This is a genomic window from Pseudomonas sp. BN411, from assembly GCF_029871235.1.
In the GTDB taxonomy this organism is placed as follows: Bacteria; Pseudomonadota; Gammaproteobacteria; order Pseudomonadales; family Pseudomonadaceae; genus Metapseudomonas.
In genome coordinates this window covers 81,660-97,845 of sequence record NZ_SSOM01000084.1, presented here as the reverse complement: position 1 = coordinate 97,845, position 16,186 = coordinate 81,660, and the positions used below count along the sequence as shown (strand labels likewise).

General features: G+C 63.6%; 17 protein-coding genes. 9 read left to right on the top strand and 8 right to left on the bottom strand.

Annotation, left to right across the window (positions count from 1 at the left end; all coding sequences use genetic code 11):
- Positions 1-15: 15 nt before the first annotated feature.
- The gene (locus E8F06_RS26780; protein WP_190828087.1) at positions 16-300 is read right to left on the bottom strand and encodes a GNAT family N-acetyltransferase; all 285 of its coding nucleotides are present in this window, start codon (positions 298-300) and stop codon (positions 16-18) included.
- A gap of 20 nt (positions 301-320) precedes the next feature.
- Positions 321-1,595, bottom strand: coding sequence for a hypothetical protein (locus E8F06_RS26775; protein WP_280372201.1), 1,275 nt, complete (start codon positions 1,593-1,595; stop codon positions 321-323).
- A 453-nt stretch (positions 1,596-2,048) separates the two neighbouring features.
- Between E8F06_RS26775 and oprI the strand changes: the two genes are divergently transcribed.
- Entirely contained in the window at positions 2,049-2,300 is a 252-nt protein-coding gene (oprI, locus tag E8F06_RS26770; protein WP_003448337.1) for an outer membrane lipoprotei OprI, read from the top strand.
- 185 nt (positions 2,301-2,485) lie between these two features.
- On the opposite strand, the gene E8F06_RS26765 is transcribed toward oprI, so the two are convergent.
- The 3 genes from E8F06_RS26765 to E8F06_RS26755 form a co-directional block, all read right to left on the bottom strand.
- On the bottom strand, positions 2,486-3,448 hold the full coding sequence (locus tag E8F06_RS26765) for a L,D-transpeptidase family protein (protein WP_280372200.1): 963 nt from the start codon (positions 3,446-3,448) through the stop codon (positions 2,486-2,488).
- Positions 3,449-3,521: 73 nt separating this feature from the next.
- The gene (locus E8F06_RS26760) at positions 3,522-3,803 is read right to left on the bottom strand and encodes a hypothetical protein (protein ID WP_280372199.1); all 282 of its coding nucleotides are present in this window, start codon (positions 3,801-3,803) and stop codon (positions 3,522-3,524) included.
- A 56-nt stretch (positions 3,804-3,859) separates the two neighbouring features.
- Positions 3,860-4,465, bottom strand: coding sequence for an arylesterase (locus E8F06_RS26755; RefSeq protein ID WP_280372198.1), 606 nt, complete (start codon positions 4,463-4,465; stop codon positions 3,860-3,862).
- A 10-nt stretch (positions 4,466-4,475) separates the two neighbouring features.
- On the opposite strand from E8F06_RS26755, the gene E8F06_RS26750 reads away from it, so the two are divergent.
- Genes E8F06_RS26750 through greB form a run of 3 tightly spaced genes read left to right on the top strand, consistent with a single transcriptional unit; the run spans position 4,476 to position 8,195 of the window.
- Positions 4,476-5,159 carry an ABC transporter ATP-binding protein gene (locus tag E8F06_RS26750; protein WP_280372197.1) on the top strand — a complete coding sequence of 228 codons (684 nt, stop codon included), beginning with the start codon at positions 4,476-4,478 and terminating at the stop codon, positions 5,157-5,159.
- Positions 5,159-7,663: an ABC transporter permease gene (locus tag E8F06_RS26745; RefSeq protein ID WP_280372196.1), complete on the top strand. Its 2,505-nt coding sequence runs from the start codon at positions 5,159-5,161 to the stop codon at positions 7,661-7,663. The genes E8F06_RS26750 and E8F06_RS26745 overlap by 1 nt, the downstream gene beginning before the upstream one ends.
- 34 nt (positions 7,664-7,697) lie before the next feature.
- On the top strand, positions 7,698-8,195 hold the full coding sequence (gene greB, locus E8F06_RS26740; protein ID WP_280372195.1) for a transcription elongation factor GreB: 498 nt from the start codon (positions 7,698-7,700) through the stop codon (positions 8,193-8,195).
- Between the two features lie 12 nt (positions 8,196-8,207).
- Here greB and E8F06_RS26735 read toward each other — a convergent pair whose 3' ends face one another.
- Entirely contained in the window at positions 8,208-8,516 is a 309-nt protein-coding gene (locus E8F06_RS26735) for a class I SAM-dependent methyltransferase (RefSeq protein WP_280372194.1), read from the bottom strand.
- A gap of 197 nt (positions 8,517-8,713) precedes the next feature.
- On the opposite strand from E8F06_RS26735, the gene thpR reads away from it, so the two are divergent.
- The 3 genes from thpR to E8F06_RS26720 all read left to right on the top strand — a co-directional run bounded on the left by thpR (position 8,714) and on the right by E8F06_RS26720 (position 11,488).
- Positions 8,714-9,244 carry an RNA 2',3'-cyclic phosphodiesterase gene (thpR, locus tag E8F06_RS26730; protein WP_280372193.1) on the top strand — a complete coding sequence of 177 codons (531 nt, stop codon included), beginning with the start codon at positions 8,714-8,716 and terminating at the stop codon, positions 9,242-9,244.
- 210 nt (positions 9,245-9,454) lie between these two features.
- Positions 9,455-10,396 carry a triacylglycerol lipase gene (locus E8F06_RS26725; RefSeq protein ID WP_280372192.1) on the top strand — a complete coding sequence of 314 codons (942 nt, stop codon included), beginning with the start codon at positions 9,455-9,457 and terminating at the stop codon, positions 10,394-10,396.
- Between the two features lie 54 nt (positions 10,397-10,450).
- Positions 10,451-11,488, top strand: coding sequence for a lipase secretion chaperone (locus E8F06_RS26720; RefSeq protein WP_280372191.1), 1,038 nt, complete (start codon positions 10,451-10,453; stop codon positions 11,486-11,488).
- A 45-nt stretch (positions 11,489-11,533) separates the two neighbouring features.
- On the opposite strand, the gene E8F06_RS26715 is transcribed toward E8F06_RS26720, so the two are convergent.
- Both E8F06_RS26715 and E8F06_RS26710 read right to left on the bottom strand, forming a co-directional pair.
- Complete coding sequence (locus tag E8F06_RS26715; RefSeq protein WP_226284071.1) at positions 11,534-11,968, bottom strand: DoxX family protein; 435 nt, start codon at positions 11,966-11,968, stop codon at positions 11,534-11,536.
- Between the two features lie 101 nt (positions 11,969-12,069).
- The gene (locus E8F06_RS26710; protein ID WP_280372190.1) at positions 12,070-13,491 is read right to left on the bottom strand and encodes a transglycosylase SLT domain-containing protein; all 1,422 of its coding nucleotides are present in this window, start codon (positions 13,489-13,491) and stop codon (positions 12,070-12,072) included.
- Between the two features lie 231 nt (positions 13,492-13,722).
- Between E8F06_RS26710 and E8F06_RS26705 the strand changes: the two genes are divergently transcribed.
- Entirely contained in the window at positions 13,723-14,529 is an 807-nt protein-coding gene (locus E8F06_RS26705; protein WP_280372189.1) for a TatD family hydrolase, read from the top strand.
- Between the two features lie 106 nt (positions 14,530-14,635).
- Positions 14,636-16,117, top strand: coding sequence for a methyl-accepting chemotaxis protein (locus tag E8F06_RS26700; RefSeq protein WP_280372188.1), 1,482 nt, complete (start codon positions 14,636-14,638; stop codon positions 16,115-16,117).
- Positions 16,118-16,186: the final 69 nt, after the last annotated feature.

Below are 16,186 nucleotides of genomic sequence, written 5' to 3'. Positions count from 1 at the left end.
TCATTGTGCGTCGGCTCAGGCGTTATGTTGCGACTGGCGCTGGCGACGCTCGATGTAGCGTTCTACGTAGGAGCAGGACGGGATCACGGTGTAACCATTGTCCTCGGCATATTCCAGGGCGGATTCAGTCAGTGCTGCCGCGATCCCGCGACCACGCAGGACGTTCGGCACGAAAGTGCGATAGATGTCCAACGTCTGTTTACCCAGGTCCATATAGGCCAGGTATGCACGATGACCGTCCACGGTGGTCTCGAACTGATGACCTGCCTGGTCATGGTGGATGGACAATGCCTCGCTCATCACTACTCCTCTGAGGGGGTCTAAAACCGTACCCGTACCTTATCTATCTTTTCTAGCCGAAGGAACATCTCTGCCGTGCCGGAACCGAATTGCACGCTGAGATATGCCTTTCCGTTCTCCACCTTGTGTAATACACCCTGGTAATAGGCGCCATCGAAGGTGATGAACTGCAGACGCTTGCCGGCATATCCCGACAGATCGGCAACATTGACGAACTCATACTGCTGCACGGCACGTCCGTCTTCTTCGTTTTCCTGGGTTGCCGTGATTTTTTCGAGGCCGACAGGCTCGTTTCGCGCCACCGTCGGATCGACCCAGGCAAATTCGACCGACTGTACCAGCTCCTGGTTCACCAGCACCGCAGGACGCAACATGGACACCACGTCCTTGGGCTCGAAGAACTGCAAGCCATCCCACGCCATGCCTTCGCTTGGCGTCAACTCCACCCGCAGCGACTGCGGGTCCTTCAGGTAGCGGCCGTAGGCATCGAGCATCGGCTGCCCCAGTGCGATCTTCTGGCTGCGCAGCACGGTATCGAACTTCTGCACTGCGGTTTTCAGGTATTCCTCGGGCGACTGACCCAGCTTGCCCGCACAGAACTGCTGGATCTTGCGCTGGTACTGGTTGTCGTTCAGTTCGAAGACCACGCTGGACATGTGCGGCGGATTCACCCGCAGATCGCCCGGGGTCTCTGGCATGTTAGACAAGGAGAGGCTGAGACGCACTTCACCCATGTCGCGGGTATCGGAGGTCAGGTTCAGATTGAGTTTCTGTGCGCCCGGCTGGAACAGGTAGGAGAACTCCGCATCCGTTTCCAGGGTGCGATAACCCATCTCCAGAAGTTCATCGGTGCCAATGTTACGCACGGTGCCGCAGGCGACTTCGCTCATTGCGGTGAACAGGCTGCGCTCGGGCGGCGTGTTGTACAGCTGCTGCATGAATGGTCCGTGCACTTCCAGGGCAATGCCCTTCAGGCTCAGTGCCATCTGCTCGGGAAACTTGCCCTCGGCAAGGCGCTCCTTGAAGCTGAGGAGTTCACCGAGGCTCTTGAACTTCAGCTCGGCTCGTTGCACTCCCAGGCTATCGCCAATGGCGGGAATACGAATCTGGAGGTTCTCCAGGCCGACTCGACCATCGAAAGAAGAAGTAATACCGCCATAGGTGACATCCATCACCGGCGACAACTTGCTGATAGCGTCATCCATGATCGATCTGACCGACCACCAGAGCGACAACTTGATGATCAACCCGACGGCCAGAACCGCGAGCACTCCCCACTTGAGAATCTTCGACATAGTGACGTCCTTGAAGTCTGCGCTTCGCCTTGGATATCGGAAGCAGCGCAAGCTTATCAGTGGGCAGCAATCACAACCACGCGGACACTTTGAATGGGCGAAGATATTTTACGAATTCCTGAAAAAGTTCCCTTTCCAAAGCAAATTTTTAACGCGGGCAACATCCGTACCCGGGTCGGAGTAACGTCTGTCTGAAGATTGGGAGGATTCCGCGCACACGGCTGGCTTGGGCCTACACTTGCCTACTCGACTGATCAAAGAACAATCAGTCTGGCCATTTTTTGATCAGCGACCTCGTTATTTGCTCGTGAACTAGCCGGCAAGCTGAAAAAAATGTGCCTGCCTTGCACAAGGTCAGTTTACTTACTACAAGTTATGGGTAGTATGTACGCCGGCTAATTTCCCAAGCTCGGGGAATTGCTTTATGGAAATGTCCACCTTAAGGGGAACACGATGAACAACGTTCTGAAATTCTCTGCTCTGGCTCTGGCCGCAGTTCTGGCCACCGGTTGCAGCAGCGTATCCAAAGAAACCGAAGCTCGTCTGACTGCTACTGAAGACGCAGCTGCTCGCGCTCAGGCTCGTGCTGACGAAGCCTACCGCAAAGCTGACGAAGCTCTGGCCGCCGCTCAGAAAGCCCAGCAGACCGCTGACGAGGCTAACGAGCGCGCCCTGCGCATGCTGGAAAAAGCCAGCCGCAAGTAATAGCCTTCTGGGCTATGTGAAGCCGACCCGGTCAAACGGGTCGGCTTTTTTATTGCCCGCGTTTTTCTACCGCCCTCTTCCATCCCCTTGTCTCTCTACCCGGAGTTTCATGAACGCCAAGTTGCAGGCAAAAGAAAAGCCCGCTGGCGATTCGCTCAGCGGGCTTTCTTAACGCGGGAGTTCGCTCAGAGCTCGGTGTTGGGCACAGTTGCCGCAACTGCAGAGTTGGGCTCGGCAATTTCCACCGGCAGACCGTCTTCGGCCGCAACTACTTCACGCACCACGTCCCAGTCCAGGCGAATGGTGTTGACCAGATCCTCACGCTTTAGCAGCGCGTTGATCACGGCGGTGTGCTTGTCTACCACCGACGGATCGCCATTGTCATCCAGCGGTGCGTGGGCTTCGAGGTAGACCTTGCCGCCGCTGACGCCGAACTTGTAGGGCTCGTTGACGATGCGCACCGGAGTACCCACCGGCGCCATGGCCGCCAGGGCCAGGACGTTGTTGTTCAGCATGCGGAAGCAGCCGTGGCTGACGCGCATGCCGATGCCGAACTTCTTGTTCGAGCCGTGGATCAGGTAACCCGGCACGCCCAGGTTGAACTTGAACGGACCAAGGGGATTGTCCGGACCCGGCGGCACTACGGTGGGCAGCGGATCGCCGTCGGCAGCATGCTCTTCGCGGATCGACTTCGGCGGATACCAGGCCGGATTGTTGGTCTTGGCAGTGATGGTGGTGTGCGCAATAGGCGAACCCCAACCTTCACGGCCGATACCCAGCGGGTAGGTATGAACCACATTCTGCCCTTTCGGGAAGTAGTACATCCGGTACTCGGCGAGGTTGATCACGATACCCTCGCGCGGACCCGGCGGCAGGATGTACCGGGTCGGCAGGATGATCTCGGTACCAACGCCCGGCAGCCAGGGATCGACGCCGGGGTTGGCGGCGACCATCTCCAGGTAGCCCAGGTCATTGGCGACACCGATATCGGCGAAGGTGTCTTCGTACTTGGCCTTGATCACCTGGACCTGGCCGACGATGTCTTCGCCGGGCGGGGGCAGGGGCAGCTCGAGGGCTGCGACGGGCCCCGCCACCAGCAGGGATGCTAATGACAGGGAACGGGCGACGGCTGTAAAGCGCGGCAACATCCGGGAATCCTTGACAAACTGACTGATTAAAAGACTCGGAATTCTACACTGGCGCGAGCCGCGCCGGGAGTCCTCAGACTCCCGACCAGACCGAGTGCTGCCCCTGCCGTTGGGCCTCGAGGGTCGAGCGGCAGTTGGTGCACAGGCGTCGGTCACGCAGCAGGCCCTGCTCCAGATTACTCCAGCGGGGCTGGGCTGGCAGCAGGCCCCCGCAGAGGGTCCGGTCGGCGAATCCACCCAATTCCAGCTGGCGGGCCACCAGGTGCAGGCGCACTTCGCGGCAAGCGAACAGGTCGAGTTGCTCGTCGGGCTCTATCACTTTGTAGCCAAACAGGGACCAGACGGTGCGCGGCATGGAGGACTCCAGGGAGGGTGCGCAACATTAGCCGAAAGCGAGCCTCGGGAAAAGCGTCAGAGCATGGGTTCCAGGGTCGGCCAGACATTGTCCAGCAACCTCGGCTGGGCCTGCAGCGCCGGATGCAGGCCATCGGACTGCATCATCCGCGGCACGCCACCCACGCCTTCGAGGAAGAACGGCACCAGCGGCACCTGTTTCTCGGCAGCCAGGGTGCTGAAGACATTGGCGAAAGCCGTGGTGTAGCGCACGCCGTAATTGGGTGGCAGACGCATGCCGAGCAACAGGACGGACGCCCCTTGCGCCTTGGAACTGTCGATCATGCTGGCAAGATTCTGTTGCAATTGCGCAGGCGGCTGGCCACGCAACCCATCATTGCCGCCGAGTTCGATGATCACCAGTTCCGGCTTGTGTTCGGCGAGCAGGCCCGGAAGCCTGGAGACCCCGCCAGCACTGGTGTCGCCACTGATCGAAGCATTCACTACGCGCTGCTTGTAACCCTTCTCGTCGAGGCGTTTTTGCAGCAGGGAGACCCAGCCTTGGCTTGATTCCAGCCCGAAAGCGGCGCTGATACTATCGCCGATGACCAGCACGGTCCCCGCCATGGCCTCCTGCGCCAGAATCAGCAGTGACAGGCAGCCACCCAACAACCAGGCACGCATTGGATTCTCCATGAGCGCAAGCATTCTCGATGCGCGGAACCTTAGCAAAGTGGTTCCCAGCGCGGAAGGCGAGCTGATCATCCTTCACGACCTCTCCCTCAACCTCGGCAAAGGCGACAGCCTGGCCATCGTCGGCAGCTCCGGATCAGGCAAATCCACCCTCCTCGGCTTGCTCGCAGGTCTCGACCTGCCCAGCGCCGGCGAAGTGCACCTGGCCGGCCGCGCCCTGTCGACCCTGGATGAAGACCAGCGCGCCCGGGTCCGCGCCGAACACGTCGGGTTCGTCTTCCAGTCATTCCAGTTGCTGGACAACCTCAATGCCCTGGAAAACGTCATGCTCCCCCTGGAACTGGAGGGACATCGCGACGCACGCGCCCGCGCCCGCCAACTGCTGGATCGGGTCGGCCTGGGCCAACGCCTCAGCCACTATCCGCGCCAACTCTCCGGTGGCGAGCAGCAACGCGTCGCCATTGCCCGCGCCTTTGCTGCCGAACCCGACGTACTGTTCGCCGACGAGCCAACCGGTAACCTCGACAGCCACACCGGTGAACGCATCAGCGACCTGCTCTTCCAGCTCAACCAGGAACGCGGCACCACCCTGGTTCTGGTGACCCACGACGAGCGCCTGGCCCATCGCTGCCGGCGCCTGATCCGCCTTGAAGGCGGCCGTCTGGTCGATCAGGTGGAACCCTGATGCGACGTCTCCCCCTCGCCCGCCTGCTGGCCATGGCTGCCCGCCAACTGTGGCGCGACACCCACAGCGGCGAGTTGCGAGTGCTGTTCTTCTCCCTGCTGGTCGCCGTCGCCGCCAGCAGTGCAATCGGCTATTTCAGTGCCCGTCTCAACGCCGCCATGTTGCTGCGCGCCACCGAATTCCTTGGCGCAGACCTGCTGCTGAGCGGGTCGTCGCCAGCCAGCGCGGAACAGGTCGATCACGGACTGCAACTCGGCCTGAAGCACTCCAGTGCCGTGGAGTTCTCCAGCGTGATCGCCGCCGACAACGGCATCCAGCTCTCCAGCGTCAAGGCGGTCGACCCCGCCTACCCACTGCGTGGCGAACTGAAGAGTGCCGCCCAGCCCTATGGCGAGGAAGCCGTTGGTAGCGGCCCGAAACCGGGCGAAGCCTGGGCCGAAGCCCGACTGTTCGCGACACTGGACCTCAAGCCCGGCGACAGCATCGACGTTGGGCAGAAAACCTTGCGCCTGACCCGCGTGCTCACTTACGAACCGGACCGCGCCGGTGATTTCTACAGCCTTACCCCGCGAGTGCTGATCAGCCGGGATGACCTCGAGGCGACTGGCGTGGTGCAGCCCGGCAGCCGTGTGCGCTATCGCGAGCTCTGGAGTGGCCCGAACGAAGCCCTGAGCCAGTACCGGGCAGCAATAGAGCCCGGACTGGAAGCCAATCAGCGCCTGGAAGACGCCCGTCAGGGCAATCGCCAGATCGGCGGCGCCCTCGGTCGCGCCGAACGCTACCTGAACCTGGCCAGCCTCGCCGCCGTACTGCTCGCGGGCGTCGCGGTCGCCCTCTCCGCCGCGCGCTTCGCCGCACGCCGCTATGACGCCAGCGCTCTGCTGCGCTGCCTCGGCCTGTCTCGTCGCGAAGCCCTCTTTCTATTTGGCATGCAGCTGGCGCTACTCGGGTTGTTGGCCAGCGCCCTGGGCGCGCTCCTCGGCTGGCTCGCACAAGCGGTCCTGTTCAAGCTGCTGGGAGGATTGCTCCCGGCGGTGATTCCGTCCGGCGGACTGGTACCGGCGCTGGCGGGTGTCGCCACCGGCCTGCTGGCCCTGGCGGGATTCGCCCTGCCGCCGCTGGCTGCGCTGGGCCGGGTGCCGCCACTGCGAGTCCTTCGCCGCGACCTGCTGCCACTGCCGCCCAGCGCCTGGCTTATATATGGAGCCGCGCTGCTGGCCCTCGGGCTGATCATGTGGCGCCTGAGCCTGGACCTGAAGCTGACCCTCGCCCTGCTCGGCGGCGGCCTGATCGCAGCACTGCTGCTGGGCGGCGTGCTGCTGGCGGGACTGAAGGGCCTGCGCCGACTCCTGGCCAGTGCCGCCCTACCCTGGCGCCTCGGCCTCGGCCAACTGCTGCGCCACCCACTGGCGGCGGCCGGACAATCCCTTGCCTTCGGCCTGATCCTCCTGGCCATGGCGCTGATCGCGCTGCTGCGCGGGGAACTGCTGGACACCTGGCAGAACCAGTTGCCGGAGAACGCTCCCAACCATTTCGCCCTCAATGTCCTACCCGCCGAGAAGGACGCTTTCGCCGGCCGCCTCGCCAGCCTGTCGCCCCATCCCGCACCGCTCTATCCGGTGGTGCCCGGCCGCCTCACCGCCATCAATGGCGAGGCCGTCCGCCAACTGGTGAGCAAGGACTCCCAGGGCGAACGCGCGGTTCAACGCGACCTCAGCCTGACGTGGTCCGCCCAGTTGCCCAGCGACAATCGCCTGGTGGCGGGCCATTGGTGGAGCGATCTCCACGGCGGCGGACTGCCCGGTGTATCGGTAGAGGCCAAGCTCGCCGAAAGCCTTGGCCTCAAGCTGGGCGATCGGCTCACGTTCAGCGTTGGCGGCCTGCAACGTGATGCCCAGGTGACCAGCCTGCGCGAGGTGGACTGGGACAACTTCCAACCGAACTTCTACATGATCTTCGCCCCAGATACCCTGGCCGACCTCCCCGTGACCTACCTCACCAGCTTCTACCTGCCACCACGCCACGACCGCGAGCTCGTAGAGCTGTCCCGCGCCTTCCCGGCGGTCACGCTGCTGCAGGTAGAGGCGATCCTGGCGCAACTGCGCAGCATCCTCGCCCAGGTCACGCTGGCCGTGGAGTTCGTACTGCTCTTCGTGCTTGCAGCAGGCCTGGCGGTGTTGTTCGCCGGCTTGCAGTCCACCCTGGACGAACGTATTCGCCAGGGCGCGCTGCTCCGAGCCCTTGGTGCCGAACGCCAGCTGCTGATGAAGGCGCGGCGCGCCGAGTTCGCGCTGTTGGGCGCCTGCAGCGGCCTGCTTGCAGCGCTCGGCTGCGAACTGGTCAGCGCCCTGCTCTACCGCTTTGCTTTCGACCTCAGCTGGCAGCCCCATCCCTGGCTGTTCCTCCTGCCGCTGGTGGGAGCCTTGCTGGTGGGTACCGCTGGCGTGATGGGCACTCGCCGCGCGCTCAACGCCAGCCCACTGACGGTCTTGCGCGAAGCTTGATAGGCTTTGTCTCCCGAAATTCCGCAGGACCGCCATGAGCCGTTATCGTCCGCCCCGCACCGCCGGCACCCCCCTGATCACCCCGGAAGGCGAAGCCCGTCTGCGCGCCGAACTCCACGAGCTGTGGCACGTGCGCCGGCCCAAGGTCACCCAGGCCGTGAGCGAAGCGGCTGCCCAGGGTGATCGATCGGAGAATGCCGAGTACACCTACGGCAAGAAGATGCTGCGGGAAATCGACAGCCGCGTGCGCTTCCTGACCAAGCGGCTGGAGAACCTCAAGGTGGTGCGCGAACGTCCGAGCGACCCCGACAAGGTCTACTTCGGCGCCTGGGTGACGCTGGAAGACGACGATGGCGAGCAGGCCCGCTACCGCATCGTCGGGCCTGACGAATTCGATCTGAAGCAGAACCTGATCAGCATCGACTCCCCTCTCGCTCGCGCCCTGGTGGGCAAGGCGCTGGATGCTGAAGTACGGGTCAACACGCCTACCGGGGAAAAGACCTGGTACGTGGTCGAGATCGACTACCCGTAACGCCGTCCGATATCAGCGGCGGGTGATGAGTCCCTGCCGCGCCACCCGCACCAGCTGACCCAGCACTTCCGGTAGCTCTGCAGCCGAAGGCGCCTGGATCACAGCCATGTCGAAACTGTCGCTGGCAAAACGGGCAAGTGATTCACCGTCACGGGCGAACTGGATGAGGAAGTTGCGTGGACGGCCCCAACGCTTGGGCCAGCCTTCGAGATAACGCAGGAGTGTCGGCTGGTGGGAACCGCCGAGCAGGATTCGCGGATTGCGTAATGCCAGCCCGGTGGTGATCGGGGCTAGTCGGAGCAGGGGTTGGGGACAGGTCATGGTGTCATGTCTCCGCCTCGTTGGGTCCCGCTGGGCAGCGGTGAGAGGCGACACCGAACCAGCGTTTTAGCGGTATTTAGAAGCCTCTGATGACTTCCGCGCCCCGCAAGTAGCTGACTAAATCGGCGCATGGGGCGACATCCTAGAGAAGCCCGCGCAATACTGTCAAGGCGACTCATTCGCCTTGGGAGACGCCCATGAGCACCCCGCCGCTGCGCCTGTTTTTCGCCATTCCCTGCTGCCCCCAACTGGCCCGTGACATCGTTGATTGGCGCGCCCGGAATCCGGTCGAAGGCAAGCCGGTTGCGCCGGAAAACCTGCACCTCACCCTCGCCTTCCTCGGCTCGCAACCTCGTGGCCAGGTGGAAGCCCTGGCGGCACTGGCCGCCAGCCTGACGCCCACGACATTCACCCTGCACCTGGACCAACTGGCACGCTGGAAGAACGGCTTGCTGCACCTGGCGCCGAGCAAAGTCCCACCGGCCCTGACCGACCTTGAGCGCAGCCTCCGCGAGCAGTTGCTGATCTTGGGCTTCACCCTGGAGACACGCCATTTCAAACCCCACCTGACCCTGGCCCGGCACTGCCCACGGCTGCCCTCCATCCCCACCCCAACCTTTGATTGGCCAGCGACCGAATTTGCCCTCTTCGCCTCGGAAAACACCGCCAAAGGCACGCGCTACCACGCCCTCGGACACTGGCCATTGCGGCCTCCGACCCCAGCCTGACGTTTCGCCGCGTAACAGCGAACTGGCGGCCATCTTCGGGTGAACGGATGTAAACATCCGCGAAAAGCCCAATCCAGAGCGCTCATACTCGACGTGCGATGAATGGCATGGTTCCTGCCCTCGGCCCTGCTTGAAGTGCACGCCCAGGAAGGGCGTGGCCATGCCAGGGAATGCAGTCAGGCCCTCCCACGCACAACATCGAGAGCGCACATGAAGAACAAGACTCTGCTCGCCCTTTGCCTTGCCGCCGGGCTCGCCGCCACGGAACAGGCCCAGGCACTCTGGTTCGGCTCCAGCGGTTATACCCAGACCCGCTATCCCATCGTCCTCACCCACGGCATGCTCGGCTTCGACAGCATCCTCGGCGTCGACTACTGGTACGGCGTTCCCTCGGCGCTACGCCGCGATGGCGCGCGCGTCTACGTCACCGAAGTCAGCCAACTGAACACCACCGAAGCCCGCGGCGAAGAGCTGCTGGAACAGGTGGAAGAAATCGTCGCGATCAGCGGCAGCCCCAAGGTCAACCTGATCGGCCACAGCCACGGCGGTCCGACCATTCGCTACGTGGCGGCGGTGAGACCGGACCTGGTCGCATCGGCCACCAGCGTCGGCGCTCCGCACAAGGGTTCGGCCGCCGCCGACTTCATCCGCAATGTGCCGCCGGGCTCAGCCGGCGAGGTCGTACTCGCGGGCATCGTCAACGGCCTCGGCGCACTGATCAACTTCCTCTCAGGCAGCAGCAGCGACCTGGAGCAGAACGCCCTCGGCTCCCTGGAATCGCTGAACAGCCAGGGCGCGGCAGCCTTCAACGCACGCTTCCCGCAGGGCCTGCCCACCACGGCCTGCGGCGAAGGCGCCTACCAGGTCAACGGCGTGCGCTACTACTCCTGGAGCGGCACCAGTCCGCTGACCAACGTGCTGGATGTCAGCGATGCCATGCTCGGTGCCAGCTCCCTGACCTTCGGTAGCGAAGCCAATGACGGACTGGTGGGGCGCTGCAGCTCGCACATGGGCAAGGTGATCCGCGACGACTACCGGATGAACCACCTGGACGAGGTCAACCAGACCCTGGGGCTCACCAGCCTGTTCGAAACCGATCCGGTCACCGTCTATCGTCAACAGGCCAACCGGCTGAAGAACGACGGGCTCTGAGCCCTGCCCGCGGGGCCTTCGGGCTCCGCACTCCCCTGCCTGCCGAGAGCCCCCGTGAGAAGAAGACTCCTCCTGCTGTTCCCGATTGCCTTCGCCGGCGCCCTGGCCATCCTGCTGCAATGGGGCGGTGAACCCGCCCCGGCGGCGTCCAGTGTGGCTCCAGCGATCATGACAATCGTCACGCCCGCTCCCCCTGCGCCGGCACCTCCCAGCCAGAGCGAACCGCACGCACCATCAACGGGAGAGGCCGGGACAAGGGCGATGCCGGCCTCACTGTCAGGAACGGCGGTGGACGGCCGTTTCCATCTCGATTCCAGTGGCAATCTGCTGATCACCGAGGACATTCGGCGGATCTTCGACTACTTCCTCAGCACCCAGGGTGAAGAACCACTGGCTGGCAGCATCCAGCGGCTGCGCGGCCACATAGCGGAACAACTGGACGCCCCGGCGGAAGGCCAGGCCCTGGCGTTGCTCGACCAGTACCTCGATTACAAGCGCCAGCTGGTGCAACTGGAGCGCGACATGCCGCTGCTCGCCGACCTGAACGCCCTGCGCCAGCGCGAAGCAGCCGTGCAGGCATTGCGGGCACGGATCTTCAGCACCGATGCCCACCAGGCGTTCTTCGCCAGCGAGGAGGCCTACAACTCGTTCACCCTGCAACGCATGGCCATCCAGCGGACCAGCCTGGACCCGGCAGCCAAGGCCGCCGCCATCGACCAACTGCGCAGCGCCCTGCCCGATGAGTTGCAAGCCCTGGTAGCAAGCCAGCTACAGGCGGAACTCCGGGTCCAGGTCGGCGCGCTCAGAGAATCGGGCGGTACCCCGGAACAGGTTCGCCAACTCCGCCAGCAGCTAGTCGGCGCCGAAGCCACTATTCGACTGGAAGCCCTCGACCAGCAACGCCTGCAATGGCAACAGCGCCTGCAGTCCTATCTGAAGGAGAGGTCTCGCATCGAAGCCAGCGAGGGGCTGAGCCAGAGCGACAAGGCAGCGGCCATCGCCCAATTGGAGGAAGAAGGATTCAATCCGCAGGAGCGCTTGCGCCTGCAGGCCGCTGCCGAACTCGCGGCAGCCAGGAAAAAGCAGCCCTGAGAACGCAGAAAGGCCCGCCGAAGCGGGCCTTTCTCTTTACCGGGTTCAGTTGCCCAGGTTGCGGTCCAGGGACATCTTGCCGGCGCCTTCCACCAGCAGGGTGGCGCTGATCAGGCCGAGAATCATCGCGTACTCGAAACCGCCGTTGGTGATGAAGAAACCGCTGGCCCAGTGCACGCTGAAGATCGCCACCACCATCGCAACGATCAGCGCCGCCGCGGCCGGACGAACCAGCAAGCCGATTACCAGGGCAAGGCCGCCGAAGAACTCGGCGCTGCCGGCCATCAGGGCCATCAGGTAACCCGGGGTCAGACCGATGCTTTCCATCCACTGACCGGTGCCCGCCAGACCGTAACCACCAAACATGCCGAAGAGTTTCTGCGAACCGTGGGCCATGAAAGTGAGGCCGGTGATGACGCGCAGCAGGGTGATGCCGTAGCCAGCGTTGGTGGCGAGGATGGATTTGATCGGGTTGCTCATCGAGGTGTTCCTTGTGTTGTGGGAGTCGATGAGCACAAGCTTAGTAGAATTTTTTGATATTAAAACCGGAAAATTCTCAGCCACATCATCGATTAATTCGATTATTTGCGTGCCTTGGTGGCCTTTTTCGAAGGCTCCAATAGATAACGCTCGCGATCGAAGGCCAGGTAGTACTTGTTCACGCTGTTGACGTAGCTGACAACGCCCATACCGGCTTGCTCAGCGGCGATGCGTTCCACCTGGAAAAACCACTGGTTGGGGTTCAGGCCGCGTCGCCGGGCTTCCGCGCGCATGCCCTGGACTCGCTGCGGCCCCAGGTTGTACGCGGCGAGCACGAAGGCCATGCGTTCGCGCTCCTCAAGCTGGGCGCTAGCGAAGAAGTTGCGCCGCAACATCGCCAGGTACTTGGCCGAAGCCTGCACGTTGTTATCGAGTTTCTGGATGTTCCCCACACCCACACTTCGCGCCGCCCCCGGAGTGATTTGCATCAGGCCGGTGGCACCGCTGGCGCCTCTGGCGGCCGGATTTAGGCTGGATTCCTTGTAGGCCAGCGCAGCCAGGTTCAGCCAGTCGAAATCGTGCTGGTCGGCGTAGCGCTGCAATACCGGGCGTACTCGCTCCAGGCGCTGGCGCTCGCGACGCGCGAGGGGGTTGTGGACCTTGTAGAGGCGCCGATAGACGCGCTGGAAAGCCGCATCCTGGTCGTCCGGCGCGCGGTAGTCAGCCAGGAAGCGGTCGACGCTGGCCCGCAGGGTCGGTGCATCCCGGCGAACGAACCAGGTCATGTCGCCCTGCCTGTCCAGCACCAGATGCTTGTCGAGTCGCAGCTTGGGCATGACCTTGGCCCAGCGCTCGGCAATCGGCTGCTCCACCGCCGTCAGCGGAAAGATGCCGGCCTGGACCATCTCCAGCACATCCTCCACCGCCTGGGTCGGATCGACCCATTCGATGACGATGGGCGCCAGCTTGCGCCCGGCCAGTTTCTCATTGACCTGACGCAATGCCTCACCGGCGGCGCTGCCCGCCGGCAGCGCGATGCTACGGCCGGACAGCTGTTCCAGGCGCTGGTAGCGACGCAGTCCCTGGCGGCTGACCAGCACCAGCGGTACATCCTTGCGCAGCGGCGCACTGGCGCTGACGTTGGCGCCCACGCTCTGGTAAATCAGCTCGCCGGGTGCAACCAGATCGCCCTCGCCGCGCTGCAGCGCTGGCAGTAGCTGGTCTTTCGCCTTGGGGATGAGCTTCAGTTTGATTTCACGCCCGTCGCGGGCGTTGCGATTGAGGTACTGCTCGAAGGCGCGGACGCGATGATATTCCACGCCTACCTGTTCGCCCTTGACCTCACCCGAGCTGTTGCGGCTCTGGTTCACCAGCACCTTGAGCACGCCACTGCGACGGATTTGCGCCAGGTCCCGGGCTTCGGCCGGTTGCTGCCAGACCTCCGGCGGCCCTGCAAGGCGCGCGCTTGCCATGCTGGGCAGCAACGCCAGCAGGCAGAGCAGGATCAGCAGCGGTCGCGTCATCGAATCTCCAGGGACAGGGCGTGGCGTCAGCGCGCGCATGAGCGTGTAGAGCTGCGCCGCGAATCCTTGGCTGGTAAGCGAGGGGCGCGGAGAGTGTCACAGCTTCGCCCCCGATGCCAGTCAAAGCGTGGCATTGACTTCAACATATGCCGCCAAGTTCCTGTAAATACTGATTTTTTTGAATTATTTCGAGCTTTGTTATGCTGCCCTGCTCCAATCCGAGGTAGCACCATGCAACTCATCGACATCGGCGTCAATCTGACCCACCCCAGTCTCGCCCGCGATGTCCGCGCCTTGCTGGAGCGCGCCCACGCAGCCGGCGTCTGCCAACTGGTGCTGACCGGCACCAATCTGGAAGACAGCGAAAAAGCCCTCCTGGCAGCCGAGCAGCTGGACGAAAGCGGCCTGCGACTGTTCAGCACCGCCGGTGTCCACCCCCACGAGGCAAGCGATTGGAACAGCGATTGCGAGCGCCAACTGCGTGTGCTCCTGGGTGAGACGCGGGTACGTGCGGTGGGCGAATGCGGGCTGGACTTCAATCGCGATTTTTCGCCGCGCCCGCAGCAGGAAAAGGCGCTGGAAGAGCAACTCGCGCTGGCCGCCGAATTAGGCAAGCCGGTGTTCCTCCATGAACGCGACGCCGACGAACGCCTGCTGGCCATCGTGCGGGAACACCGCGATCAACTCCCCGCGGCCGTGGTGCATTGTTTCACCGGCGAGAAGCGCGCCCTCTACGGCTACCTGGACCTCGACCTGCACATCGGCATCACTGGCTGGATCTGCGACGAGCGCCGTGGCACTCACCTGCACGACCTGGTGCGCGACATTCCCCGCGGCCGCCTGATGCTGGAGAGCGACGCCCCCTATCTGCTGCCGCGCAGCCTGCGGCCCAAACCCAAGCACGGCCACAACGAGCCGGCCTTCCTCACCGAGGTGCTGCGGGAGGTGGCCCTGCATCGCGGCGAGAGCCAGGAAGAGCTGGCGCGCCACACCACCGCCTGCGCCCGCGCCTTCTTCGGTCTGCCAGCCGTCGACTGAAGAAGGCTTTCCAGTGACCTCTTGATTCGGGTCAACTTTGGTAGGAAATTTCCGTCAGAGAATGCTGGCACCTTGCCAATACTGTCCGAGTCATAAGAAGAAGATCATGGGTACCTGGATTCGCGATATTTCCCTCAGATACAAGTTCTGGGCCGTCAACGCGGTGGCCTTCTTCACCACCCTCCTGCTGGTCCTGCATGCCCTCTTCCTGGAGCAGCAGGGCCGCGCCGAGGATGCCCGCGCAGCCGCTGCTGACCAGGCGCAACTGCTGCGTTCCTGGCCTGCCGACCAGGACCTGCCCTCCTCGCCCCGAATCCTCACCTTCGACGCCGGCAGCGCACCGCAGCTGCCCGGTGGCCAGGTACTGGCCAAGGCCAGCGGCTGGGTTGCGCTTGAGCACGACGGCCTGTTGGGCAACGACCCCATCACCGGTGCCCAGGTTTTCGATCGCGCTGATGGCAAGCGCGTCGCCGTCCTCGCCAGCAGCCCAAGCCTGATCCAGCTATTCGGTGCCCGTCTCGTGGAATACGCGATCTCGGTATTCCTGCTGATGATCGCCCTGCTGGCGGCGTCGCAATTGCTGATCCGCTTCCTGCTCAGCCACCTCAACACCCTCAAGGACGTGATGCTCCACGTGGAGCGCAGCGGCGACCTTTCCGCCCGCGTCCCGCTGGACAGCCGGGATGAAGTGGGCCAGATGGCCAGCGCCTTCAACGCCATGCAGGCTGGATATGAGCGCGTGGTAAGCACAGTCGCCCAGGCCGTCGCCCGTCTCGATGAAGGCGCCGCACGGCTGGCCACCAGCATGGGTGAAGTGCGTCAGGGAATGCTCGGGCAACAGAGCGAGACCGACCAGGCCGCCACCGCCATCAACGAGATGTCGGCCACTGTCCACCACATCGCCCAGCACGCGGCGGACACCCGCGACCAGTCGCAGAATGCCGACCAATTGGCGGGTGCCGGCCAGCTCGTGGTTGAGCGTGTCGAACAGTCCATTTCCGGGCTTTCCTCCGGCGTGCAGCAGACCGCGGAAATGATCCAGCGGCTGGCCGAGGACAGCCAGAAGATCAGCGGCGTGGTCAACGTCATCCATGGCATTGCCGAACAGACCAACCTGCTGGCGCTGAACGCCGCAATCGAGGCCGCCCGCGCCGGGGAAATGGGTCGCGGCTTCGCCGTGGTGGCCGATGAAGTGCGCAACCTGGCCAAGCGCGTGCAGGACTCCACCGACGAAATCACCAGCATGATCACTGCGCTGCAGTCCGGCACCCGCGACGCGGTGGACTTCATGCGGGAGAGCTCGATCAAGGCCGACGACTGCGTACAGGCCGCCCATGAGGCCGGCGCTGCCCTGGTCGCCATTACCGGGGCCGTGGCGCAGATGCGCGAGAGCAATACCCAGATCGCCGTGGCAGCCGAGCAGCAAAGCCAGGTGGCCGAAGAAATGACCCGCGCCGTGGTGGGTATTCGCGACGTCACCGAACTCACCGTCGGCCAGACCGTGGAATCCGCCTCCACCAGTAATGAACTGGCGGGGCTGGCCAGCGAGTTGTCGCAAGCCATTCGCAAGCTCAAGCTGCGCGCCTGACCCGCCGCAGCAGGCTATCCCCGCCATAGGAAGAAGGCATTCGCCGACCCGCAAGGGCCGGACTATGCT